The organism is Stenotrophomonas sp. TWI1149 (assembly GCF_039673155.1).
Taxonomy (GTDB): Bacteria; Pseudomonadota; Gammaproteobacteria; order Xanthomonadales; family Xanthomonadaceae; genus Stenotrophomonas; species Stenotrophomonas maltophilia_AA.
In genome coordinates this window covers 237,500-258,802 of the sequence record NZ_JBDJLB010000004.1, presented here as the reverse complement: position 1 = coordinate 258,802, position 21,303 = coordinate 237,500, and the positions used below count along the sequence as shown (strand labels likewise).

At 68.2% G+C, this 21,303-nt stretch carries 27 protein-coding genes and 1 tRNA gene; 20 read left to right on the top strand and 8 right to left on the bottom strand.

What is annotated here, in order from left to right:
• Nucleotides 1-8: 8 nt before the first annotated feature.
• From ABE424_RS06685 to ABE424_RS06675, 3 genes are all read right to left on the bottom strand, one after another.
• A complete protein-coding gene (locus ABE424_RS06685; RefSeq protein ID WP_346490925.1) occupies nucleotides 9-794 on the bottom strand; it encodes an SDR family NAD(P)-dependent oxidoreductase in 786 nt (261 codons plus the stop codon).
• The gene (locus tag ABE424_RS06680) at nucleotides 794-2,326 is read right to left on the bottom strand and encodes an aldehyde dehydrogenase family protein (protein WP_346490926.1); all 1,533 of its coding nucleotides are present in this window, start codon (nucleotides 2,324-2,326) and stop codon (nucleotides 794-796) included. The genes ABE424_RS06685 and ABE424_RS06680 overlap by 1 nt, the downstream gene beginning before the upstream one ends.
• Nucleotides 2,327-2,509: 183 nt before the next feature.
• On the bottom strand, nucleotides 2,510-3,154 hold the full coding sequence (locus tag ABE424_RS06675) for a phosphatase PAP2 family protein (RefSeq protein ID WP_346490927.1): 645 nt from the start codon (nucleotides 3,152-3,154) through the stop codon (nucleotides 2,510-2,512).
• A gap of 144 nt (nucleotides 3,155-3,298) precedes the next feature.
• On the opposite strand from ABE424_RS06675, the gene ABE424_RS06670 reads away from it, so the two are divergent.
• Nucleotides 3,299-3,375, top strand: a tRNA-Arg gene (locus ABE424_RS06670).
• Nucleotides 3,376-3,462: 87 nt separating this feature from the next.
• Here the strand turns inward: ABE424_RS06670 and ABE424_RS06665 are convergent.
• Both ABE424_RS06665 and ABE424_RS06660 read right to left on the bottom strand, forming a co-directional pair.
• Nucleotides 3,463-3,627, bottom strand: a complete 165-nt coding sequence (locus ABE424_RS06665; protein ID WP_346490928.1) for a hypothetical protein — start codon at nucleotides 3,625-3,627, stop codon at nucleotides 3,463-3,465.
• Nucleotides 3,628-3,643: 16 nt separating this feature from the next.
• Entirely contained in the window at nucleotides 3,644-4,015 is a 372-nt protein-coding gene (locus tag ABE424_RS06660; protein WP_346490971.1) for a hypothetical protein, read from the bottom strand.
• A gap of 156 nt (nucleotides 4,016-4,171) precedes the next feature.
• Here ABE424_RS06660 and ABE424_RS06655 point away from each other — a divergent pair, with 156 nt between their 5' ends.
• From ABE424_RS06655 to ABE424_RS06610, 10 genes are all read left to right on the top strand, one after another.
• The gene (locus ABE424_RS06655; RefSeq protein WP_346490929.1) at nucleotides 4,172-4,660 is read left to right on the top strand and encodes a YetF domain-containing protein; all 489 of its coding nucleotides are present in this window, start codon (nucleotides 4,172-4,174) and stop codon (nucleotides 4,658-4,660) included.
• Nucleotides 4,661-4,753: 93 nt separating this feature from the next.
• Nucleotides 4,754-4,993: a hypothetical protein gene (locus tag ABE424_RS06650; RefSeq protein ID WP_346490930.1), complete on the top strand. Its 240-nt coding sequence runs from the start codon at nucleotides 4,754-4,756 to the stop codon at nucleotides 4,991-4,993.
• 190 nt (nucleotides 4,994-5,183) lie between these two features.
• On the top strand, nucleotides 5,184-6,347 hold the full coding sequence (locus tag ABE424_RS06645; protein ID WP_319207935.1) for a zinc-dependent alcohol dehydrogenase: 1,164 nt from the start codon (nucleotides 5,184-5,186) through the stop codon (nucleotides 6,345-6,347).
• Between the two features lies 1 nt (nucleotide 6,348).
• A complete protein-coding gene (locus ABE424_RS06640; RefSeq protein WP_346490931.1) occupies nucleotides 6,349-7,341 on the top strand; it encodes an acyl-CoA dehydrogenase in 993 nt (330 codons plus the stop codon).
• Nucleotides 7,329-8,087, top strand: coding sequence for a PIG-L family deacetylase (locus tag ABE424_RS06635; RefSeq protein ID WP_346490932.1), 759 nt, complete (start codon nucleotides 7,329-7,331; stop codon nucleotides 8,085-8,087). Before ABE424_RS06640 ends, ABE424_RS06635 begins: the two co-directional genes overlap by 13 nt.
• On the top strand, nucleotides 8,084-8,671 hold the full coding sequence (locus ABE424_RS06630; RefSeq protein WP_346490933.1) for a class I SAM-dependent methyltransferase: 588 nt from the start codon (nucleotides 8,084-8,086) through the stop codon (nucleotides 8,669-8,671). Before ABE424_RS06635 ends, ABE424_RS06630 begins: the two co-directional genes overlap by 4 nt.
• Nucleotides 8,668-9,381, top strand: a complete 714-nt coding sequence (locus ABE424_RS06625) for a glycosyltransferase (protein WP_346490934.1) — start codon at nucleotides 8,668-8,670, stop codon at nucleotides 9,379-9,381. Before ABE424_RS06630 ends, ABE424_RS06625 begins: the two co-directional genes overlap by 4 nt.
• A complete protein-coding gene (locus ABE424_RS06620) occupies nucleotides 9,381-9,650 on the top strand; it encodes a hypothetical protein (RefSeq protein ID WP_346490935.1) in 270 nt (89 codons plus the stop codon). Before ABE424_RS06625 ends, ABE424_RS06620 begins: the two co-directional genes overlap by 1 nt.
• A 169-nt stretch (nucleotides 9,651-9,819) precedes the next feature.
• Nucleotides 9,820-10,269: a PA2169 family four-helix-bundle protein gene (locus tag ABE424_RS06615; RefSeq protein ID WP_019183020.1), complete on the top strand. Its 450-nt coding sequence runs from the start codon at nucleotides 9,820-9,822 to the stop codon at nucleotides 10,267-10,269.
• Nucleotides 10,270-10,428: 159 nt separating this feature from the next.
• On the top strand, nucleotides 10,429-10,716 hold the full coding sequence (locus ABE424_RS06610; protein WP_046272599.1) for a hypothetical protein: 288 nt from the start codon (nucleotides 10,429-10,431) through the stop codon (nucleotides 10,714-10,716).
• A gap of 54 nt (nucleotides 10,717-10,770) precedes the next feature.
• On the opposite strand, the gene ABE424_RS06605 is transcribed toward ABE424_RS06610, so the two are convergent.
• Nucleotides 10,771-11,259 carry a GNAT family N-acetyltransferase gene (locus ABE424_RS06605; RefSeq protein ID WP_346490936.1) on the bottom strand — a complete coding sequence of 163 codons (489 nt, stop codon included), beginning with the start codon at nucleotides 11,257-11,259 and terminating at the stop codon, nucleotides 10,771-10,773.
• Between the two features lie 89 nt (nucleotides 11,260-11,348).
• Here ABE424_RS06605 and ABE424_RS06600 point away from each other — a divergent pair, with 89 nt between their 5' ends.
• Entirely contained in the window at nucleotides 11,349-12,038 is a 690-nt protein-coding gene (locus ABE424_RS06600; protein WP_346490937.1) for an AraC family transcriptional regulator, read from the top strand.
• Nucleotides 12,039-12,104: 66 nt separating this feature from the next.
• Nucleotides 12,105-13,052, top strand: coding sequence for a DMT family transporter (locus tag ABE424_RS06595; RefSeq protein ID WP_346490938.1), 948 nt, complete (start codon nucleotides 12,105-12,107; stop codon nucleotides 13,050-13,052).
• Here ABE424_RS06595 and ABE424_RS06590 read toward each other — a convergent pair.
• Complete coding sequence (locus ABE424_RS06590) at nucleotides 13,049-13,183, bottom strand: hypothetical protein (protein WP_346490939.1); 135 nt, start codon at nucleotides 13,181-13,183, stop codon at nucleotides 13,049-13,051. The two genes, ABE424_RS06595 and ABE424_RS06590, sit on opposite strands and share 4 nt — an antisense overlap.
• On the opposite strand from ABE424_RS06590, the gene ABE424_RS06585 reads away from it, so the two are divergent.
• From ABE424_RS06585 to thrC, 4 genes are all read left to right on the top strand, one after another.
• Nucleotides 13,182-13,310 carry a hypothetical protein gene (locus ABE424_RS06585; protein WP_346490940.1) on the top strand — a complete coding sequence of 43 codons (129 nt, stop codon included), beginning with the start codon at nucleotides 13,182-13,184 and terminating at the stop codon, nucleotides 13,308-13,310. The two genes, ABE424_RS06590 and ABE424_RS06585, sit on opposite strands and share 2 nt — an antisense overlap.
• A gap of 89 nt (nucleotides 13,311-13,399) precedes the next feature.
• Entirely contained in the window at nucleotides 13,400-15,922 is a 2,523-nt protein-coding gene (thrA, locus tag ABE424_RS06580) for a bifunctional aspartate kinase/homoserine dehydrogenase I (protein WP_346490941.1), read from the top strand.
• Nucleotides 15,919-16,851 (top strand): homoserine kinase, encoded by a 933-nt coding sequence (locus ABE424_RS06575; protein WP_346490942.1) that lies wholly within the window; start codon nucleotides 15,919-15,921, stop codon nucleotides 16,849-16,851. The genes thrA and ABE424_RS06575 overlap by 4 nt, the downstream gene beginning before the upstream one ends.
• A gap of 31 nt (nucleotides 16,852-16,882) precedes the next feature.
• On the top strand, nucleotides 16,883-18,175 hold the full coding sequence (thrC, locus tag ABE424_RS06570; RefSeq protein ID WP_346490943.1) for a threonine synthase: 1,293 nt from the start codon (nucleotides 16,883-16,885) through the stop codon (nucleotides 18,173-18,175).
• A 49-nt stretch (nucleotides 18,176-18,224) separates the two neighbouring features.
• Here thrC and ABE424_RS06565 read toward each other — a convergent pair whose 3' ends face one another.
• Nucleotides 18,225-18,986 (bottom strand): helix-turn-helix domain-containing protein, encoded by a 762-nt coding sequence (locus ABE424_RS06565; protein WP_179459088.1) that lies wholly within the window; start codon nucleotides 18,984-18,986, stop codon nucleotides 18,225-18,227.
• 141 nt (nucleotides 18,987-19,127) lie between these two features.
• Between ABE424_RS06565 and hisS the strand changes: the two genes are divergently transcribed.
• The 3 genes from hisS (at nucleotide 19,128) to ABE424_RS06550 (ending at nucleotide 21,300) form a co-directional block, all read left to right on the top strand.
• Complete coding sequence (hisS, locus tag ABE424_RS06560; RefSeq protein WP_346490944.1) at nucleotides 19,128-20,525, top strand: histidine--tRNA ligase; 1,398 nt, start codon at nucleotides 19,128-19,130, stop codon at nucleotides 20,523-20,525.
• Between the two features lie 23 nt (nucleotides 20,526-20,548).
• Complete coding sequence (locus ABE424_RS06555; protein ID WP_346490945.1) at nucleotides 20,549-20,815, top strand: hypothetical protein; 267 nt, start codon at nucleotides 20,549-20,551, stop codon at nucleotides 20,813-20,815.
• Nucleotides 20,816-20,979: 164 nt separating this feature from the next.
• Nucleotides 20,980-21,300 (top strand): YerC/YecD family TrpR-related protein, encoded by a 321-nt coding sequence (locus tag ABE424_RS06550; RefSeq protein ID WP_346488947.1) that lies wholly within the window; start codon nucleotides 20,980-20,982, stop codon nucleotides 21,298-21,300.
• The last annotated feature ends 3 nt before the right edge of the window (nucleotides 21,301-21,303 follow it).

The window sequence follows — 21,303 nt, the reverse complement described above, 5'->3', positions numbered from 1 at the left end:
CGGCGGTTTTATCCCATCAGGACCTGGCCACCATCGACATTCAAGGTATGCCCGGTGATCCAGCCCGCCAGCGGCGAGCACAGGAACAGCGCGGCGTTGGCGATGGCCGCCGGCTCGCCGAAGCGGCCGAACGGAATCTTCGCCAGGGTGTTTCGATACAGCTCGGGGTCCTGCTCGCGCCGGCGCGCCCACAGGCCATCCTCGAACTCGATCGAGCCGGGGGCGATGGCGTTGACGCGGATGCGGTGCGGCGCCAGGGCCAGGGCCTGCGAAGTGGTGTAGTGCATCAGCGCGGCCTTGGCGGCCGCATACGGCGCGCCACCCGGGCGCGGCTGCTGGGCGGCGATCGAGGCCAGGTTGAGAATGCAGGCATCGCTGGACTGCTGCAGCCAGGGCAGGGCCAGCCGCGAGGCGCGCACGGCCGACAGCAGATCGACGTTCAAGCTGGCTTCCCAGCCCGCCTCATCGTCGGTCATGCCGTACCCGGTCGCGTTGTTGACCAGCACGTCGATGCCGCCGAGGGCCTGCGCGGCATCGGCCAGCCAGCGGCCGATGTCGTCCAGCCGGGAGAGGTCGGCACTGGCCGTATGCACGGCCAGGCCGAGCGCCCCGGCATCCGCACGCAGCGCGGCCAGACCGGCCTCACCGCGGGCGCAGACCGAGACGCGGGCGCCTGCCGAAGCAAACGCCAGCGCCATCGCGCGCCCGATGCCCTTGCTGCCCCCGGCGATCAGTACCCGGCGCCCGGTGAACTCCAGGCGCGGGCCGGTCGGCAGGTGGGGCGTCGGATCCATCACAGGTCGAACTTGATGCCCTGGGCCAGCGGCAGCGAGTCGGAGTAGTTGATGGTGTTGGTCTGGCGGCGCATGTAGACCTTCCAGGCGTCCGAGCCGGACTCACGACCACCGCCGGTGTCCTTCTCGCCACCGAACGCACCGCCGATCTCCGCACCCGAGGTGCCGATGTTGACGTTGGCGATGCCGCAGTCCGAACCCGCTGCCGAGAGGAAGCGCTCGGCGGTCTTCAGGTTGGTGGTGAAGATCGAGGACGACAGGCCCTGCGGCACGCCGTTCTGCATGTCGATCGCTTCGTCCAGCGTGCTGTACTTCATCACGTACAGGATCGGGGCGAAGGTCTCGTGCTGGACGACCTCGTCGCTGTTCTTCAGGCCGGTGACGATGGCCGGCAACACGAAGTTGCCCGCGCGGTCGATGCGGGTGCCGCCGGTCTGCACGGTGCCGCCGCTGGCTTTGGCCTTCTCGATCGAGGCCAGGAACTGCTCCACCGCGCCCTCGCTGTTGAGCGGGCCCATCAGGTTGGCCGGGTCGGTCGGATCGCCGATCTTGCCTTCGACCTGCTTGTACGCCTTGATCAGCGTGGCCAGCACGTCGTCATGGATGGATTCGTGCACGATCAGGCGGCGCGTGGTGGTGCAGCGCTGGCCGGCGGTACCGACGGCGCCGAACACGATGCCCGGGACCGCCAGCTTCAGGTCGGCGGTTTCGTCCAGGATGATCGCGTTGTTGCCACCCAGCTCCAGCAGGCAGCGGCCGAGGCGATGCGCGACCTTCTCGGCGACCTGGCGGCCGACCTGGGTCGAGCCGGTGAAGCTGATCAGCGGCACGCGCTTGTCGGCCACCATCTTCTGCGACAGCTCGGTGCCGGCATCGTTGATCAGGAAGAACAGGTCCGGGAATCCGCCCTCGCGCAGCGCTTCATTGCAGATGCGCATGGAGGCGATCGCGGTCAGCGGGGTCTTGTTGGACGGCTTCCACAGGCAGATATCGCCGCAGATCGTGGCCAGGAAGGAGTTCCAGGCCCACACCGCGACCGGGAAGTTGAACGCACTGATGATGCCGACCAGGCCCAGCGGCTGGTACTGCTCGTACATCCGGTGGCCCGGGCGTTCGGAATGCATGGTGTAGCCATAGAGCATGCGGCTCTGGCCCACCGCGAAGTCGGCGATGTCGATCATCTCCTGCACTTCGCCATCGCCTTCGGGCTTGCTCTTGCCCATTTCCAGCGCGACCAGCGAGCCCAGGTCATCCTTGTTGGCGCGCAGGGCGTTACCGCACAGGCGCACGGCTTCGCCGCGGCGCGGGGCCGGGGTGGTGCGCCAGACCTTGAAGGCCTCCTGGGCGCGGGCCACGATGGTTTCGTAGTCGGCGTCGGTGGTCGCGTAGACCTGGGCGATGGCTTCGCCGGTGGTCGGGTTCACCGGGGTGATCACACCGGCATCGGTGGCCGTGGACCACTCGCCGTTGCCAAGGTAGGTGCCAGCGTTGGTCGCGTCGAGGCCGAGGGCCTTGAGCAGGTCAGAGGACATGCAAACTCCTGTTGCGTTGCGTTTGTAAGGCGCTGGCCGCTGGCAGGGTGGGGGGCGGCAAGCTGAACCCCGAATGGTAACAGAGGGGGGCAATGCCTCATCTGGCGGTGCAGCGGCCTCGGCGCCTCCATTGCCCGGCGTATGGCGGTCGTCGCACAGACTCCCTTCGCCCCGCCAGGGTGATCAGCGCTTCGGCTGGCAGGCAGGCGCCGCGTGCGAGGCCGGGTGGCTGCAGGCGCTGGCGCGGGTAAACACCTCGCCGCGTCCGGACAAACCGGTCGCCAGGCGCATCACCAGATCGTGCGTCCGCACGCCCGACAAGAGCACCAGGGCCATCGCTGCGCCAAGCACGGCGGCGGCGATGGCAGGCAGTGGCGTCCTGGCGGTGTCATCCCGCGCCTTCAGGACCATGGCGCTGACGGCGATGCCCAACAGCCCTCCGCTGACGACCTCCGACACCGAATGGGCGTTCAATGGCAGCCGTGAGTAAGCGATTGCGGCGGCGAGCAGTGCACCGAGCACCGCGCCGGCGAGCGGCCACCGCACCCGCCCCTGGAGCGTCAGGTAGAAGACGACCGGATACACCGCCGTCGTCATCGTCGCGTGGCCGCTGAATCCGGTGAAATCCAGGCGCGCCCAGCCGATGCCCCACCCCAGGAACGCCAGTTTAGAGGCGAGGGACAGTCCGCCGACAACGACCAGGCCGACCGCCCATCGAATGCGCAGCGCACGGTTCGCCCGGGCACCGAAGAGGATCAGCACCCCGCTTAAGGGGAGCAACCATCGGCTGTCGCCCAGTTGGGACAGCAGGACCCACAGGGAATGCATTTACGTCACTCATCGCGGGGGCACAGGAGCATAGGGCAGTTGCCGCTGTCGGGGATGAGTGGCGGGTAACGGGGCACTCGTGGTGCGTGCGCAGCGGTGATTGGATGGAATGCGCGGTTTGCCTGTATCCTTTACGCCCTCCGTGGCCCCGTAGCTCAGCTGGATAGAGCGTCCCCCTCCTAAGGGGAAGGTCGCCCGTTCGAATCGGGCCGGGGTCACCATCGTCGACCATTCAGGGCCGTGCGATGCTGACGGCGGAAGGCTCCATGGCCCTGGCAGTGAAGTGACGCTATCAGGCGCTCCAGACCTCACACCTTCCCGGGCCGCTCATAATCCTCAGGCGTCGCCCCATGCTCCGCCTCCGGCATGTCCTTCTCCTTCCACCGGGCGTCATCGTTCCTCAGCTTGTCCGGCGTGTGGCTCTTCTGCTGGTCGTCTTCTTTCGTGGCCGGTACTCGCGGGCTCGTGGTCATGACATGTCCTCGTTGATCAGTGATCCAGCGTCTGTTTGCCGGCCGTGCCGTGCTGGCCGAAGTTCGGCTGGGTAACTCCGTCGTCCTCGCGCACCCCGTCCGGCTCACCTTCACCGGCTTTGCCGCCCTTGCCGTGGCCGTGCTGGTTGTAGCCCTCGCTTTCGGTCTTCAGGTGCGCCGCATCCGGATCTTTCGCGTCCTTGTCGTCCGTCGGTGGCTTGGCCGCGACGAACGGCGAGATGGGGTCACTGGCCGGGAAGGTCTCTTCCAGCGCTTCGTCGTGGTTCTCGGAAGTGCGCTTCCTGTCGACCTTGCCTTCCGCCGGCGGCAGGTTGTGCGTGGCGTGGGCGTCTTCGGTGGAGGCGGGCGGTGTCTTGTCGTGCTGCATGGTGTAGCTCCTGCGCGAACGGGTAGGGCGGTTATGGCGCGACGCTAGTCCTGCGGCTGTTACGAAGGAGCGGGGGTGCTGTGAAGGGCGGGTGCTCCCATCGGCTTCACCTCTGACTTCCTATCGTCCAGACCTCGCCACACGGAGGCTGCCGCGATGCATGAGATGTTCGAGTTGGGGATGGAATGGTGGGAGTTCGTGGTCCGCGCGGTCGCGGTGTATGTCGTGGTCCTGCTGCTGACCCGGATGAGTGGCAAGCGTTCGATGGGGCAGTCCACACCCTTCGATATCCTGGTGATCGTGCTGCTGGGCACGGCGGTTCAGAACTCGCTGATCGGGGAGGACACCTCGCTGCCCGGCGGGCTCATCCTGGCCGCGACCCTGATCGGGCTGAACTGGTTCGTTGGGTTCGTCGGGGCGCGCAGCAAGCGACTCAACCAGATCGTGGAAGGCGTGCCGGTGGTGCTGGCGCGGCACGGCACGATCTACTGGGATCAGGTGAAGCGCTGCAATGTCAGCCCGGCCGATCTGGAGGTGGCGATGCGTGCCAATGGCTGCGAGGGCTTCGGGCAGGTCGAGCTGGCGGTGCTGGAAACCTCCGGCGAGATTACCGTGAACAAGAGTCGCTCCGAGGGAGGTGACTGAGCGAGCGCGTTCGTCCGCCAGTTTCGCCATCGCTGGATGTTGACGGTACGCCGCGTAGCGTCGGGCGCGGCCCCACAATCAGGAACACGCGCGATGTACATGACACTGGATAGTGAAAGGATTGCCTCATTCGATGATGTGATCGCCCAGGTGCCGGCCCCGACCCCGGACCCGCTGCCACCTGCGCCGCCGGTGGAAGAACCTGGCCGTGGCGACCCGCCGGCACAGGACCCCCCGCAGGAAATTCCGCCGGAGGGTGATCCTGCGCCGGCGTCGCCGCCGCAGGAACTGCCGCCGGATCCAGAGACGCCGTCGGCGCCCTCGGTGGAGTAAGCGACCGACGCGAGCGTCACTCGCCGCGCCTGCAGAATGAATGATTCAGTCCTCACGCACTACGGAGCGCCACGCGTTCCGGTCCTGCCGCGCGGCGCATTCACCCGGATAGACACCCCGCACACGGTGCGGTCACGACGCTGCCACGCCGTACCACGTACCAAAGAGGTACCTGGACACGGAGTTTGCTATGCGCGCACTGACTTACCACGGCAGCAAGGATGTACGGGTCGATACCGTGCCGGATCCTGCGCTGGCCGCCCCGGACGACATCATCCTGCGGGTGACCGCCACGGCGATCTGCGGCTCGGACCTGCATCTGTACCGCGGCAAGATTCCCGATCTGCACACCGGCGACGTACTCGGCCATGAATTCATGGGCGTGGTGGAGGAGGTCGGCGCGGGGGTGATGGACCTGCGCCCGGGCGACCGCGTGGTGATTCCCTTCGTGATCGCGTGTGGCGAGTGCTTCCACTGCCGCCTGGCCGAGTTCGCGGCCTGCGAGACCACCAATACCGGCAAGGGCGCTGCCGTGAACCAGAAGGGCATCCGCCCGCCGGCGGCGCTGTTCGGTTACAGCCATCTTTACGGCGGCGTGTCGGGCGGGCAGGCGGAGTTCGTGCGCGTGCCGAAGGCCAACGTCGGGCCGCTGCGCATCCCCGATGCGCTGTCCGATGAGCAGGTGCTGTTCCTGTCCGACATCCTGCCGACCGGTTACCAGGCCGCGATCAATGCCGGGGTGAAGCCCGGCTCCACGGTGGCCATCTTCGGTGCCGGTCCGGTCGGGCTGATGAGCGCGGCGTGCTGCCGCCTGCTGGGGGCGGAGACGATCTTCATGGTCGACCATCTGCCGTATCGCTTGGCCTTCGCGCAGCAGACCTACGGCGTGACCCCGATCGATTTCACCCAGGTGGAGGATCCGGCGGAGTACATCATCACCCAGACCAACGGACGCGGCGTGGACGCCACGATCGAGGCGGTGGGTTTCGAAGCGGAGGGCAGCGCGCTGGAATCGGCGCTGACCACGCTCAAGGTGGAAGGCAGCAGTGGCGTGGCGATCCGGCAGTGCATCGCGGCCACCCGTCGCGGCGGTACGGTGAGCATTCCCGGCGTGTATGCCGGCTTCATCCATGGCTTCCTGCTCGGCGATGCGTTCGACAAGGGCCTCACCTTCAAGATGGGCCAGACCCATGTGCAGAAGCTGATGCCGGAGCTGCTCGACCACATCGGCGAAGGCCGCTTGGACCCGGGCGTGATCGTGACGCATCGCCTGTCGCTCGAAGACGCGGTGCGTGGCTATGAAATCTTCGACCGCAAAGAGGAGGATTGCCGCAAGGTGATCCTGACGCCCTGACATGAATGCCGTGGCTCCCGTTGCAGTACCGGCCGCTCCGCAGCCGGTGACCGAGACCGATGACCTGCAGGCACAAGCCCGCACATGGATCGAACATCAACCCTCATTGCCGCGCCCCGGCAGCGGGGACACGCTGTTGCGCTGGCAGGCGCTGGCCCATATAGCGGCACGTGATCTGTGCCTGGCCAAGGTGCTCGAAGCGCATTACGACGCACAGGCGATCCTGGAAGAACTGGGCGCCACCGCTCCCGACCGGGATCGGCTGGGGGCGGTTTGGGCGGCCGAAGGGCCAGCGGCAACCCTGCGGTTTGATCGGGCCAGCGGCACCCTCTCCGGTGACAAACCCTGGTGTTCCGGTGCCGGCTGGGTCGACCACGCATTGGTGACGGTGCGCGATGACGGGCGCTCGCGCCTGTTCCTGGCGCCGGTGCGCCGTGCCAGTGTGAGTTTCCTGCCGCAGACCTGGCAGGCGACGGGGATGGGGCGGGTGCCGAGTGGAACCGCGCGCTTCGATCAGGTGCCGGCCATCGAGGTCGGGGCGGCAGATGCTTACCTGCAGCGCCCCGGGTTCTGGCACGGCGGCGCAGGTATTGCCGCCTGCTGGTTCGGTGGCGCCAGTGCCTTGGCCGAGCCGCTGCTGCACACCGCGCGGGCCGATGAGCCGGGCACGGCGGCCGGCCTGCTGGGCGAGATCGATCTGGCGCTGTCGCCGTGCGCCTCACTGCTGCGCGAGCTGGCCGCGCTGATCGATGCGCAGCCCGAGCTGCCTCACCAGAAGGAAATCGTGCGGGCACGCAGCGCGGTGGAAAGGGCTGCCACCCTGACCCTGGACCGGGTGGGGAGGGCACTGGGTCCCGGGCCGATGTGCATGGATCCGGCCCACGCGCGGCGCTGGTCCGACCTGACCGTCTTCATCCGCCAGAGCCACGCTGACCGCGACTGGCAGCATCTCGGCAACCTGATGCACCGGGAGGGGCGTGCGTGGACGCTGTGAATCGTCAGATCGCAGGCGGCGGCGTGACGGAAGCGCAATGGTCGGCATCGCCTTGGTTGCAGACGCTGCCCGTTGGGTCGCTTGCGGCGTTGTTCGGCGATGCGCGGCGGCTGGTAGTGGTATCGCCGCATCCCGACGATGAAGTGCTGGCCTGCGGCGGGCTGATGGCGCTGGCCCACCAACAGGGCCTGCGAATTGTGGTGGTGTCGGTGACCGATGGCGAGGCCTGCTATCCCGATCACCCCGCGTGGACGCCGGAAAGGCTGCGCGCGGCCCGCGCCGCCGAACTGGACGAGGCGCTTCGGTGCCTGGGTCTGGCGAGTGCCGAGCGGCTCTCCTGGCACATCGACGACGGCGCGGTGACGGCCAGCGAAACGTGGATTGCCGGGCAGCTGGCGGACGTGCTGCAGGCCGATGATCTGGTGCTCGCGCCATGGCGCTTCGACGGACATCCGGACCATGAAGCGGTCGCCCGCGGGTGTGTGCAGGCCTGCGCCACGCGAGGTGCGGCACTGAAGGAATATCCCGTCTGGGGTTGGCATTGGCTGGACCCGCAGGCGGCGCCGACGGCCTGGGTGCCGGCCACGCGCTATGTGCTGGATGACGCGATCGTGGCGCGCAAGCGCGAGGCCATCCGGCAGTTCGTGACCCAGACCGGTGCGGTGCAGGGGCTGGACTGCGATCCCATCCTGCCTGCCGCGGTGCTGCAGCGTTTCGAACGGAATTACGAGGTACTGATCGGATGAGCGATGTCGCCTATTTCAACGCGCTGTACCAGGAAGAGGATCCCTTCCAGTACCGCACCCGCTGGTACGAGCGCCGCAAGCGCGCGCTCACGTTGGCGAGCCTGCCGCGCGCGCGCTTTTCCCGGGGTTGGGAGCTGGGCTGCTCCAACGGGGTCCTGACGGCGGCCCTGGCCGAGCGCTGCGACCAGCTGCTCGCCACCGACCTGAGCGAGGGCGCGGTCGCCGCGGCGCGCGTGATGACAGGGGGCCTCGCGCACGTCACCATCGAACAGGCACGACACCCGCAGTCATGGCCGGCCGGCAAGTTCGATCTGATCGTGCTCGGTGAGATGGGCTACTACATGACCCCGGAAGACATGCAGCAGACCGCCGCGCAGGTGGTCACCTCGCTGGCGCCGCAGGGTGTGGTGGTCGCCTGCCATTGGCGCGTGCCGTTCGAACAGGCGCGGTGCAGCGCGGCGTTCGTGCACGCGCAGTTGGATGCCTGTCTGCCTCGCCTGTTTTCCTATCGTGACGAGGACATGCTGCTGGAGGGGTGGTCAGCCGACACGACCTCCGTCGCAGAGCGCGAGGGGCTGCGATGATTGCCGTGACCCTTCCCGCGCACAACGAAGAACAACTGATTGCTGCCTGCCTGCAGTCGCTGCACGTAGCCGCCCTGCATCCGGCCCTGCGCGACGAGCCGGTGGTCATCGTAGTGGCGCTGGACCGCTGTACCGATGCGACCGGCTGGATCTGCCAGCGCATGGGAGTGGAGGTGGTCAGCGTGGAGGCGGGCTGCGTCGGCGTCGCCCGTGCGGCGGCCAGCGAGCGGGCGTTGGCGCTTGGCGCCCGCTGGATCGGCTGCACGGATGCGGACAGCGTGGTGCCGCCGGATTGGCTTGCGCGGCAACTTCGCTGCGGCGCGAGTGCGTTCTGCGGCGTGGTGGCGGTGGGCGACTGGCTGGACTATCCGCAGGCCGTGCGCGAGCAGTTCCTGCAGGGTGAGCATGCGGTGGACGGGCATCCGCACGTGCACGGCGCCAACATGGGCTTCAGCGCGGCGGCGTATCGGCAATCGGGCGGCTTCGCGCCACTGGCGACCGGTGAGGACGTCGCGCTGATCCAGACCATGCAGGGCGCGGGCATGCGGGTCGCGCGCCTGGCCAGACCGCGGGTGATCACCAGCGCCCGCCGGCAGGCGCGTGCGCCGCATGGCTTGAGCGACTTCCTGCGTCGGCTGGAGCAGCGCGTTGCGCTGGCGACGGATGAGGTGATGGGCGACGTCGCGCCGACGTCGTTGCTGGCGCGCTGATGGAGCCGATCGACCTGCTCGGTTGGGCGGCGACCGCCGTGTTGATCGCCACGCTGTGGCGGCAGATCTGGAAGCAGTGGACGGCCGACGACGCGCAGGCGGTATCGACGTGGTTGTTCGTCGGCCAGATCACTGCGTCGGTGCTGTTCATCGCGTACAGCGCGGCCACCGGATCGATCGTGTTCGTGGTGACCAATTCGCTGATCCTGCTCACTGCGGTTGCTGGGCAATGCCTGTCATGGATGAAGCGGAAAAGGGCAGCGAAGTAACACGCATTTCGCACGCCGACGACGCGCCGTGCACATCGATCACGCAGGGCGTTGAGCTCGCTGAACACTTGTATTTCAGTGTCACGCCGACTTCATGGCCGATGCGGAAAAGTCGACTCACCCCGACAACAACTCACGGGCCAAACCGGACCAACAGGAGTACATCGCAGTGAATACCGAATCGAAGACCGCGCATAACTTGAACGACCTGATCGAAATCGCCCGCGATGGCCAGGAGTTCTACACCGAGGCCGCAGGCAAGGTCGAAGATGCCGAGTTGGCGGCGCTCTTCACCCGTATTGCCGGTGTCAAGAATGAGATCGTCCGCTCGCTGAGCGCCACCGTTGTCGCCGCAGGCGGCAAGCCGGCCGACCATGGCACCTTCGTCGGTTCCATGCAGCAGTTCTACGGCAAGGTGCGCGCCACCCTGGGCGACAAGCAGTACGGCTACGTGGCCGAGCTGGAAGAATCCGAGGATCGCCTGCTTAAGGCGTTCAAGGACACCCTGACCGACGCCGACACCTCGCCGGCCGCGCGTCAGGAAGTGCAGCGTCTGCTGCCGCAGGTGCAGGAATGCCATGCGGTGATGCGCGACCGCAAGCACGCCATGAAGCACTGAGTTCCAGTCGCTTCCTGAAGCGGTACCAGAACAGCCCCGGCACTGCCGGGGCTGTTCGTTTGTGCCCGGCAACCCTGGCGTTGGCCAGGGCCCGCACGGCGCCGAACGGTGGTGCGGGAATTGGTGCATACTCGGGACAAAGAGCCGCTTGGATTTGTCATGGAACACATGCGTTGGCTGACGCTTCGTCTCAGCAACAATCAATCCATCGGCCCTAAGGTGCTGATGGACCTGTGGGCCAACGCGTGCGAGACCAATCAGTCCTCGGTGACCCGCGAAACGCTGCCCGGGAAATCGACCTCGTACGCGCTGCATGCACCGACGTCGCTGGCCTATCCCAAGCGCGCGGAGCTGCGCATGCGCAAGCTGCTGGAAGAAGCCGGTTACACCTTCACCCTCGGCTCGCTGGCCGACCGCCCTGCACCGCAGCCGGTGCGCTTCCGCTGACGCCGTTCAACGGCGTCGCATTCATCCCTGCGGCCCGCGGCGGCCACCGCGCGTTCAGTCGACCGGATCGGCAGCCACGCTGCGGACCATGATCCGCACCGGCATCCCGGCGGCATGCGGCACGGACTCCAACGGGACCCACCCGAGCCTGCGATACAGGCCGCCATCATCGGCTTCGGTCTGCAGGTAGATATCGCGGACGCCGAGCGCCCGGCCGCGCACCACCAGTTCAGCGATGACCTTCTCGGCCAAGCCGCGCCCGCGGTGCGCCGGATCGACATACACGCCGCCCAGCCAATGCAGGCGTTCGGGGCGTTCGGTGCGTTCATGGAACTTGAGCTGCGCGGCAGCGACGGGAACCTCACCGTCCAGCGCGATCAGCAGCAGCGGCAGCTCATCGTCCTGCAGGAAGACCTCCAGCCGTTGCTGCTCATCCAACAGCGCCATTCCGGGAACATGGTGTCCCCATTCCTGGAAGTACCACCCGGCCACGAGGGGCAGCAGGTCGGGGCGATCACTCAGCGGAACGATGGTGCAGGCCACGGTAAACGCTCCATGTTGTACGGGTCGGCCGCCATGGTACGCGCAAGCGCGGCTTGCGGTGCCCTTTGCCCTGCGCGCAGACTATCGGCATGCCTGCCAGCGCCTGCCACCTGCGGTGTTACGGAACGTCCAGCGACGTGGACCGGCACGACTTTGCGCAATGGGTGCTGCCGCTGCGCGGAGACCTGGATGTTGAGGTCGATGCGGTTGGCGGACGCCTGGATGTGCTGCAGGGGGCCTTCGTGGCGCCCGGCGAGGGACATGCGCAGACCGGCGATGGCGACCACCTGATGCTGATCGTCGACTGCCCGGCCGGGGTGATCGATGACGATACGCTCGACCACCTGCGCCGCCAGCGCTGGCTGGCCCTGCCCCAGGGGTTGCGGCAGCGCCTGACGGGTACGGCAGAGCACGCCAACCACGATCTGCTGGCCGTGCTGTTGCAGCAGTACGCGCCCGCCGGCAGCGCAGGGCGGCTGCATGCGCTGTGCACGCGGCTGACGGCCCATCCTGGCGCGGACTGGAACGTGGCCCGCATGGCGGCGCTGGTCGGGATCAGCGGCAGCCGCCTGCACGCGGCCTTCGTGCAGGAGTTCGGGGTGCCGCCGCAGGCTTGGCTCAGCGCCTGCCGGCTGCGCTGGGCCAAGCATCGGCTGCTCACCAGCACCGACAGCATCGCCACGATCGCACTGGATGCCGGGTATTCCGAGCACAGTGCGCTGACCCGTGCCCTGCGCCGGGAAACCGGGCTGACCCCGCAGGCGTTCCGGCGGCAGTAGCCTCGGTCAAGACGCCGCCGCCCGCGGCTCCTACACTGCGCGGCCAATGCACAAGCGCGAGCCACAATGAAACGATCGATGGGCGTGGGCATCGCCAATGGCATCGCCGCCGGCGCGCTGTGGGGCGTGGTGTTCCTCGCCCCGGCGATGCTGCGCAGCTTCAACGCCGTGCAGCTCTCGGCCGGCCGTTACCTGGTCTATGGCCTGATCGCCGTGGTACTGCTGGCACCGCGCTGGCGGCAGCTCAAGGACCGGCTCGGCTGGGCCGAGTGGCGGGGCCTGTTGTGGCTGAGCCTGGCCGGCAACCTGGTCTATTTCCTGCTGCTGGCCAACGCGGTGCAGTGGGCCGGCGGTGCCGCCGCTTCGCTGATCGTCGGGTTGATTCCGGTGGTGGTGACCCTGGCCGGCGTGCGCGAGGAAGGCGCCGTGCCGCTGCGACGCCTTGCCCCTGCGCTGCTGCTGTGCCTGCTCGGCGTGGCGCTGGTGGGCTATGAGGCCGTGCTGGCCGAACACGCCGAGGGCTCGGCCGGGCGAAGGCTGCTGGGCCTGCTGTGCGCGGTCGGTGCCTTGTTGTCCTGGGCGGTGTATTCGATCGGCAACAGCCGTTGGCTGGCGCGCCGGCCGGACCTGTCCGGGCACGACTGGTCGCTGCTGACCGGCATCACCACCGGCGGGCTCGCCCTGGTGCTGGTGCCCTGCGCCTTCCTGACCAGCGCGACGGTGCATCCCCCCGGCGAGTGGCTGAACTTCTGGCTGATCAGCGCCGGCGTTGCCGTGGTCGCCTCGGTGCTCGGCAACGCGTGCTGGAACCGCGCCAGCCGGAACCTGCCGTTGACCCTGACCGGGCAGATGATCGTGTTCGAAACCCTGTTCGCGCTGCTCTATGGCTTTGCCTGGCAGCAGCGCTGGCCGACGCTGATGGAGACGGTGGCGATCATCTGCCTGGTGTCCGGCGTGCTGATGTGCGCGCATGCGCATCGGCGGCCCGCGGCGGTGGCCGAGCACGTTGGCTAGGGCAGCCGTTGTGCCGCCTGGATGGTGTCATTCGCAACTTGTTGGCCGACGATCAGTGCAGATGACGTGCGGCGATCTTTTGCGATGCAGCACTTGACAAGCAGGGCGGCGGCGTAGTTTTCTTTGCCCATGGTCATCACCGTCGCCCACGCCTACCTGCTCGTTCCCGCCTCCGCGGGCGGCCAGGCCGTGTCGACCGGTACCACCATCATTACCACCGCCACCACTCGCCCGGTGCGGCCCGTCGTCTTCGCGTAATTTCCGAAAACCACGGCCCCGCACCCAGATCAGGTGGCGGGGGAGACTCTCGAACCTGATATGACGCGGGGCCTCCCATCGAGGTCAGCATGTCTTCTGTCGCCGCTTCCGCTCCACCTTCCGCCCTGCCTGCCGTCTCCGTCGCGTCGCGGGCCGGCGTGGCCACCGTGGTCCACAAGTTCGGCGGCACCTCGGTCGCCGATGCCGAACGCTATCGCCACGTGGCGCAGCTGCTGCTGGCGCGTGACGAGGCGATGCAGGTCACCGTGGTCTCGGCGATGAAGGGCGTCACCGATGCGCTGATCGCGGTGGCGACGTTGGCGGCCGAAGAGGGCTCGGCCTGGCGCGAGCAGTGGCATGCGCTGCGGGCGCGCCATCGCGGCGCGGCGGTGGCCCTGCTCGGTGAGCACGCCGGCGCGACCGTGGAGTGGCTGGACCAGCGCTTCGACGAATTGGCCGAGGTGCTGGGTGCGCTGGCGGTGATCGGTGGCTTGCCCGCCGAGGTGCTGGACCGCGTGCAGGGCATGGGCGAGGTGTATTCAGCCCAGCTGCTCGGGAAATACCTGCAGACGCTGGGCGAAGACTGCGCGGTGCTGGATGCGCGCGATGTGCTGGTGATCGAACGCGGTGAGCTGGGCGTGGATGTGGACTGGGTGCGCAGCGCCGAACGCCTGGCGCAGTGGCGCCTGCAGCACCCGCAGGTGCGCATCGTGGCGACCGGCTTCGTCGCCCGCGACCGCCAGGACCGCATCACCACGCTCGGCCGCAACGGCAGCGACTATTCCGGTGCGATCTTCGCCGCGCTGTTCAACGCCGATGAGCTGCATATCTGGACGGACGTGGACGGCGTACTCTCGGCCGATCCGCGGGTGGTGCCCGAGGCGGTCCAGCTGGAAGCGCTGAGTTACGACGAGGCCTGCGAGCTGGCGTACTTCGGCGCGAAGGTGGTGCACCCGCAGACGATGTCCCCGGCGATCGAGCGTGGCCTGCCGATCATCATCCGCAACACGTTCCACCCGGATCATCCGGGTACGCGCATCACCGCCGAGCGCACCGCCTCCGGCCCGATCAAGGGGCTGACCCTGAGCCCGGACCTGGCCGTGCTCAATCTGGAAGGCACCGGCCTGATCGGCGTGCCGGGCACGGCCGAGCGTGTGTTCGCGGCGTTGCGCAATGCGCATGTGTCGGTGGTGATGATCTCGCAGGGCTCCTCCGAACATTCGATCTGCTGCGTGGTGAAACAGGCCGAGGCCGTGCGTGCGCGCGAGTCGCTGTTGCAGGCCTTCGCCCACGAGTTGAGCCTGGGCCAGGTGCAGCGCGTGCAGCTCACCGACAACGTCAGCGTGCTGGCCGCTGTGGGCGATGGCATGGCCGGGCAGCCCGGCGTGGCCGCGCGCCTGTTCGAATCGCTGGGCCGCGCACAGGTGAACATCCTGGCGATCGCGCAGGGCTCGTCCGAGCGGAACATCTCCGTGGCCGTGGACAGCCGCCACGCCACCAAAGCGCTGCGTGCGGCGCATGCCGGCTTCTGGCTGTCGCCGCAGACGTTCTCGGTCGGTGTGATCGGTCCGGGCAACGTGGGTGCGGCGCTGCTGGATCAGCTGCAGGCGGCGCAGGTGCAGTTGCTCGGCCGCGCCAATGTGGATCTGCGCCTGCGCGCGGTCGCCTCGCGCACGCGGATGGTGCTGGACGAGCGCGGCCTGAAAGGCGACTGGCGCGCGGCGCTGTCCGGTCCTGCGCAGCCGAGCGATCTGGACGCATTCACCGAACACCTGCTCTCCGCCCACCTGCCGCACGCGCTGATCATCGACTGCAGCGGCAGTGCCGACGTGGCCGACCGCTATGCCGGCTGGCTGGCGGCGGGCATCCACGTGGTCACCCCGAACAAGCAGGCCGGCGCCGGTCCGCTGGAGCGCTATCACGCGATCCGCGAGGCGGCCGCCGGCAGCGGCGCGCGTTTCCGTTACGAGGCCACGGTGGGTGCCGGCCTGCCGGTGATCACCACGCTGCGCGACCTGGTCGATACCGGCGATGAAGTGCTGGCGATCGACGGCATCTTCTCCGGCACGCTGGCGTGGCTGTTCAACAAATACGATGGCCAGGTGCCGTTCTCCGCGCTGGTCAGCCAGGCGCGGGGCATGGGGTATACCGAGCCGGACCCGCGTGATGATCTGTCCGGCGTGGATGTGGCGCGCAAGCTGGTGATCCTGGCGCGTGAGGCGGGCCGTGAGCTCAGCCTGGAGCAGGTGCGCGTGGAGAGTCTGGTGCCTGAAGCACTGCGCCAGGCCAGCGTGGACGATTTCATGGCCGGCCTGCCGCAGATCGATGCGGTGTTCGCCGAGCGCCTGGCCGTCGCCAAAGCGGACGGCGCGGTGCTGCGCTATGTGGCGCGCCTGACGCCGGACGGCGCTGAAGTCGGCCTGGTCGCACTGCCGGCCGGGCATGCCTTCGCCAACCTGCGACTGACCGACAACGTGGTGCAGTTCACCACGCGCCGCTACTGCGACAACCCGCTGGTGGTGCAGGGCCCGGGCGCCGGGCCGGAGGTCACCGCCGCCGGCGTGTTCGCCGATGTGCTGCGCGTGGCGGTGGGCGAAGGAGCACGCCTGTGAGTGACGGCAGCATCGTTGAAGCACGTGCGTTCGCGCCGGCCTCGGTCGGCAATGTGGGGGTGGGATTCGACATCCTCGGCCACGCCATCGAGGGCGTCGGCGATACCGTGACGGTGCGGCGGATCGCGGAGCCCGTGGTACGCATCCACGCGATCCGCGGCACCACGGTGGATCTGCCGCGGGTGGCCGAGGACAACACCGCCGGCGCCGCGTTGATCGCGCTGCGCGCCGCGCTGGATCTGCCGTTTGGATTCGAGCTGGAGATCGACAAGGGCATCGCGCTGGGCTCGGGGATGGGCGGCTCGGCCGCCTCGTGCGTGGCGGCGCTGGTCGCGGCCAATGCGCTGTTGCCGCAGCCGTTGTCGCGTGAGGCGCTGTATCCGTTCGCGTTGACCGGCGAGGCGGTGGCCAGTGGTGGCCGCCATGGCGACAACCTCGGCCCGATGCTGCTGGGTGGCTTGGTCCTGAGCACCGCCGATCGCCTGGTGCCGGTGCCGGTCCCGGCGGCGTGGCACAGCCTGCTGGTGCATCCGGATGCGGTGCTGGAGACGCGTCGCGCACGCGCCGCGCTGCAGGGGCATTACGCTCTGGGCGAATTCGTTGCGCAGAGCGCGAACCTGGCGCTGGTGCTCAGTGGCTGCTACACCGGCGATGCCTCGCTGGTCCGCGCCGGCCTGCGTGACGTACTGATCGAACCGCGTCGGGCCGGTCTGATCGCCGGGTTTGCCGCCGCGCGCGATGCTGCGTTGGATGCCGGGGCGATGGGCGCCAGCATCTCCGGCGCGGGGCCGAGCGTGTTTGCCTGGTTCGAGCGGCGTGACGCCGCGCTTGCTGCGCAGGGCGCGGTCCAGCAGGCGTTCGCGGACGCAGGCTTCGCGAGTCAGGGCTGGGTGTCGCCCTTGAATGCCCCCGCCGCGCGCCTGCTGTGACGCTTCCACTCTCTCTACGTTGGGATATCCGATGAAGTTCGTTTCGACGCGTCACGCTGCACCCGCCGCTTCGCTCAGCCAGGCGCTTGCCGCCGGCCTCGCCCCGGACGGCGGCCTGTATGTTCCCGACCATCGCCCGCAGCTGCAGAGCTGGTCAGCGCAGGGTTCCTTCGCACACACCGCCGCGGCGGTGCTGGCCCCGTATTTCCATGACGATGCCCTGGAGAAAGCGCTGCCCGAGCTGTGCGGGCAGGCCTTCGATTTCGAGGCGCCGCTGCGTCCGCTGGCGACCGCCGATGATCATGTCCTCGAGCTCTTCCATGGCCCGACCGCAGCGTTCAAGGACTTCGGTGCGCGCTTCCTGGCCGCATGCCTGGCCCGCTTGCAGCAGGGGCGAGAACGACCGCTGACGATCGTGGTCGCCACCTCGGGGGACACCGGGGCCGCCGTCGCGGCTGCGTTCCACCGCCAGCCCGGGATCCGTGTGGTGGTGCTGTACCCGGATGGCCGGGTCTCGCCGCGGCAGGCGCATCAGCTGGGCTGCTTCGGCGACAACATCCAGACGCTGCGGGTGGCGGGTTCCTTCGACGATTGCCAGGCGATGGTGAAGCAGGCGCTGGGCGATCGCGAGCTGCAGGACCAGGTGCCGTTGAGCTCGGCCAACAGCATCAGCCTGGGCCGCTGGCTGCCGCAGATGAGTTACTACGCGCATGCGGCGCTGGTGCACCAGGCGCAGACCGGCCACGTGCTGAACCTGGTGATTCCCACCGGCAACCTCGGCAATGCGATGGCGGCGATCCTGGCGCGCGCGATGGGCCTGCCACTGGGGCAGATCGCGTTGGCCACCAATGCCAACGATGTGCTGCCGCGCTACTTCCACGGCGAGGCCTACCAGGCGCGGACCAGCGTGGCGACGATCGCCAATGCGATGGACGTGGGCGCGCCGAGCAACTTCGAGCGGCTGCGCTGGCTGTACAACGAAGATGATGTGGCGCTCCGGGCCGCGTTCACTGCCGAGGCGGTGGATGATGCGGCGATCCGCAAACTGATCCGCCGCCGCCATGACCTGCATGGCGAAGTCTTCTGTCCACACACGGCAACCGCAGTGGCGCGCCTGGAGCATCTGCGGGCCGCGGGCGTGCAGGGACATTGGGCGGTCGCGGCGACGGCGCATCCGGCCAAGTTCGAGTCGGTGGTGGAGCCGCTGATCGGGAAGCCGCTGGAGGTGCCGCCGGCACTGGCCGCCTTGCTGGAGCGGCCCGCGACGGCCGAGGCATGTGCCCCCGAGTATGGCGCGCTGCGCGAGGTGCTGTTGCGCGGGTGAGGCGGCTGACGCGCGGAACGCCGGAGCAGCCGGGCAGCGCCCGGCACGCCTAGTAGGATTCGTCGGCAGAGAGCTTCTGCAGGCCGGCCTCGTCCAGAATCTCGACGGTGTTCAGATGGGGCAGGGCGATCAGGCCCTGCTGGCGCAGCTTGGTGAAGGTGCGGCTGACCGTTTCCATGGTCAGGCCAAGATGGTCGGCGATGTCGCCACGGCCCATCGGCAGGGTCACGCGCAGGCCGGGTTCACCGAGCAGTGCTTCGCGCGCGGCCAGGCGCAGCAGGAAATCGGCGACTTTCTCGGCCGGCTGCAGCCGGCCCAGCGCCATCGCGGCGTCCTGGGCGGCATCCAGCTCCTGGCAGGCGCGCTGCAGCAGCTTGCGTTCCAGGTGCGGGAAGCGCGAGCGCAGGTCCTTCATCTGCGGCAGGGCCACGCGGCAGACGCGGCTGTCGGCGATGGCTTCGATATCGTAACGGTGATGATCGCTGCCGCTCAGTCCCAGGAAATCGCCGGGCAGCACGAAGCCGCTGATCTGGCGCCGACCGTCGGCCAGCGTGCGGACCAGGCGCAGCGCACCGGCCGTAATCGTATAGACATGTTGGCGCGGCTCACCGGCACGGGCCAGCGTGGAGCCCAGCGGCAGTGCCAGGGAGACGGTGACCCGTTCCAGCGCCTGCACTTCATCCGGCGACAGCGCCGAGCAGACCGCCAGGTGCCGGACCGAGCAATGCAGGCAGTCGCGCAGGGGCGAGCAGCCGGGGGCGGCGGGGTCTTCAACAGCGGAAAGCGCGGTACCGGGGTGAGGCCGGGTCATGTCAGGTCAGCAAGCGGGGCCTGCCCATGATACTTCATGCCGCCCTTGGCCCGGCTCCCGGCTCCCGGATGCGGCTCGTTGCGCCGGCTGCGGCTAGAATATGCCGCTCGCTCATCCCCCGTTTCCGCAGGAGTCCCGCAAGTGATCAAGCCCCGTACGCCGCCCGGCATCATGGAATTGCTGCCGCGTGAGCAGATCGCGTTCCAGCGCATGCTGGACGTCATCCGCCGCAACTACGAGCGGTTCGGGTTCCTGCCGGTGGAGACGCCGGTGTTCGAGCTGTCCGATGTGCTGCTGACCAAATCCGGCGGCGAGACCGAGCGCCAGGTGTATTTCGTGCAGTCCACCGGTGCGCTGGCCAACGCCGCCGAAGCGGAAGAGAAGGCGCTGCCGGAACTGGCCCTGCGCTTCGACCTGACCGTGCCGCTGGCACGCTATGTCGCCGAGCACGAGCACGACCTGACCTTCCCGTTCCGCCGCTACCAGATGCAGCGGGTGTACCGTGGCGAGCGCGCCCAGCGTGGCCGCTTCCGCGAGTTCTACCAGTGCGACATCGATGTGATCGGCAAGGACACGCTGAGCACCCGCTATGACGCGGAAGTGCTGGCGGTCATCCATGCGGTGTTCGCTGAACTGCGTATCGGCGATTTCTCGGTGCAGCTCAACAACCGCAAGTTGATGCGCGGCTTCTTCGAAAGCCTGGGCGTGGCCGATGGCGAGCGCCAGCTGGCCGTGCTGCGGGAAGTGGACAAGCTGGACAAGCGCGGCGCCGATTACGTGCGCGAGACGCTGGTGGGCGAGGGCTTTGCGATTCCAGCCGAACAGGTCGAGCGCATCCTGGCGTTCGTGGCCGTGCGCTCGAGCAGCCATGCCGATGCGCTGGCACAGCTGGATGCGCTGCTGGTTGATGGCGCCGCCAGCGAAACGCTCACGCAGGGCGTGGCCGAACTGCGCGAAGTGCTGCAGCTGGTCAAGGCACTGGGGGTGCCGGAGACCGCTTACTGCCTGAACTTCTCCATCGCGCGCGGCCTGGATTACTACACCGGCACCGTCTACGAGACCACGCTGACCGACCACCCGCAGATCGGCTCGATCTGCTCCGGCGGCCGTTACGAAGACCTGGCCAGCCACTACAGCAAGTCCAAGCTGCCGGGCGTGGGCATTTCCATCGGCCTGACCCGCCTGTTCTGGCAGCTGCGCGAAGCCGGCCTGATCGCCGGTATCGAGGACAGCAGCGTGCACGCGCTGGTCGCCCTGATGGACGACAACGGCCTGCCCGAGTCGCTGGATATCGCCCGTCGCCTGCGCATCGGCGGCATCAATGCCGAAGTGCAGATGGAGCCGAAGAAGATCGGCAAGCAGTTCCAGTACGCGGCCAAGGCGGGCATCCGCTTCGTCGTGCTGGCCGGTGAGGACGAGCTGGCGCGTGGCGTGGTCGCGGTCAAGGATCTGCTGCGCGAGCAGCAGTTCGAGGTCGCCCGCGACGAGCTGGCCAGCGCGCTGCAGGTCGAGCTGGAGCAGGCCAAGGCGATGGCATGAAGCAGGCCGCCGCAGGGGCAGTGATGCTGCTCCTGCTCGCCGGCTGCCAGAGCGACCCGCAGCTGCGCAGCAAGCGGATCGGCCCCGGGCATTACCGGTTGACCGTCGAGCGCTGCCACATGGTTGACCAGCAGCTGTTGGAGCACGACCTGCGCGAGCTGGCCAGCAGCGTGTGCCCCAACGGCGCAGGCCCCCTGGAGGCCTTGGAGCAGCTTCCCAGCCGCCAGGGCAGCCTGTTGGGCGAATGCCTCGGCAGCGGCGCCCTGCGCGCCGAGGTCCACTGCCGGTAGGTGCCGACCGTGGGTCGGTACGCTTCCTGGATACCCGGAACAACGCCCGCCCACGCGGGCGTTGTTCGTTTCCGGACCCTGAACAATCCCGTTCCGCTCAATACAACGGTTTGACCGTGCCCCTCGCTTGGGCTAATGTAATAGCACGCTATTACATTGATACGATGAAACTACGTCCGATCCCCCGTGAAAAAGATGCCCAGGCCGATCTGGCCTCGCTGGCGCGCGCCTTTGCTGCCCTCTCCGATCCCGGGGCGGTGACCGCGTTCCTGCGCGACCTGTGCACGCCGGCCGAGCTGGAGGCGCTGTCCGACCGCTGGAAGGTCGTGCCGCTGCTGCAGCAGGGCGTGCCGTATCGCGAGATCCATGAGTTGACCGGGGTCAGCGTGACCACCACCGGGCGCGTGGCGCGCTCGCTGGACCACGGCCACGGCGGTTACGCCGCCGCCATCGCCGCCACGCCGACCTCCCCCGAATCCGAGTAGAGA

What these genes read in the sequence shown, in the direction of transcription:
- ABE424_RS06655 (WP_346490929.1), top strand. Translation starts at nt 4,172, where the DNA reads ATGCATGAGATGTTCGAGTTGGGGATGGAATGGTGGGAGTTCGTGGTC.
- ABE424_RS06620 (WP_346490935.1), top strand. Translation starts at nt 9,381, where the DNA reads ATGGAGCCGATCGACCTGCTCGGTTGGGCGGCGACCGCCGTGTTGATC.
- ABE424_RS06685 (WP_346490925.1), bottom strand. Translation starts at nt 794, where the DNA reads ATGGATCCGACGCCCCACCTGCCGACCGGCCCGCGCCTGGAGTTCACC.
- ABE424_RS06625 (WP_346490934.1), top strand. Translation starts at nt 8,668, where the DNA reads ATGATTGCCGTGACCCTTCCCGCGCACAACGAAGAACAACTGATTGCT.
- ABE424_RS06585 (WP_346490940.1), top strand. Translation starts at nt 13,182, where the DNA reads ATGGTCATCACCGTCGCCCACGCCTACCTGCTCGTTCCCGCCTCCGCG.
- ABE424_RS06600 (WP_346490937.1), top strand. Translation starts at nt 11,349, where the DNA reads ATGCCTGCCAGCGCCTGCCACCTGCGGTGTTACGGAACGTCCAGCGAC.
- ABE424_RS06550 (WP_346488947.1), top strand. Translation starts at nt 20,980, where the DNA reads ATGAAACTACGTCCGATCCCCCGTGAAAAAGATGCCCAGGCCGATCTG.
- ABE424_RS06610 (WP_046272599.1), top strand. Translation starts at nt 10,429, where the DNA reads ATGGAACACATGCGTTGGCTGACGCTTCGTCTCAGCAACAATCAATCC.
- ABE424_RS06630 (WP_346490933.1), top strand. Translation starts at nt 8,084, where the DNA reads ATGAGCGATGTCGCCTATTTCAACGCGCTGTACCAGGAAGAGGATCCC.
- ABE424_RS06675 (WP_346490927.1), bottom strand. Translation starts at nt 3,154, where the DNA reads ATGCATTCCCTGTGGGTCCTGCTGTCCCAACTGGGCGACAGCCGATGG.
- ABE424_RS06660 (WP_346490971.1), bottom strand. Translation starts at nt 4,015, where the DNA reads ATGCAGCACGACAAGACACCGCCCGCCTCCACCGAAGACGCCCACGCC.
- ABE424_RS06645 (WP_319207935.1), top strand. Translation starts at nt 5,184, where the DNA reads ATGCGCGCACTGACTTACCACGGCAGCAAGGATGTACGGGTCGATACC.
- ABE424_RS06565 (WP_179459088.1), bottom strand. Translation starts at nt 18,986, where the DNA reads ATGACCCGGCCTCACCCCGGTACCGCGCTTTCCGCTGTTGAAGACCCC.
- ABE424_RS06555 (WP_346490945.1), top strand. Translation starts at nt 20,549, where the DNA reads ATGCTGCTCCTGCTCGCCGGCTGCCAGAGCGACCCGCAGCTGCGCAGC.
- ABE424_RS06595 (WP_346490938.1), top strand. Translation starts at nt 12,105, where the DNA reads ATGAAACGATCGATGGGCGTGGGCATCGCCAATGGCATCGCCGCCGGC.
- thrA (WP_346490941.1), top strand. Translation starts at nt 13,400, where the DNA reads ATGTCTTCTGTCGCCGCTTCCGCTCCACCTTCCGCCCTGCCTGCCGTC.
- ABE424_RS06665 (WP_346490928.1), bottom strand. Translation starts at nt 3,627, where the DNA reads ATGACCACGAGCCCGCGAGTACCGGCCACGAAAGAAGACGACCAGCAG.
- thrC (WP_346490943.1), top strand. Translation starts at nt 16,883, where the DNA reads ATGAAGTTCGTTTCGACGCGTCACGCTGCACCCGCCGCTTCGCTCAGC.
- ABE424_RS06680 (WP_346490926.1), bottom strand. Translation starts at nt 2,326, where the DNA reads ATGTCCTCTGACCTGCTCAAGGCCCTCGGCCTCGACGCGACCAACGCT.
- ABE424_RS06650 (WP_346490930.1), top strand. Translation starts at nt 4,754, where the DNA reads ATGTACATGACACTGGATAGTGAAAGGATTGCCTCATTCGATGATGTG.
- ABE424_RS06590 (WP_346490939.1), bottom strand. Translation starts at nt 13,183, where the DNA reads ATGGGCAAAGAAAACTACGCCGCCGCCCTGCTTGTCAAGTGCTGCATC.
- ABE424_RS06640 (WP_346490931.1), top strand. Translation starts at nt 6,349, where the DNA reads ATGAATGCCGTGGCTCCCGTTGCAGTACCGGCCGCTCCGCAGCCGGTG.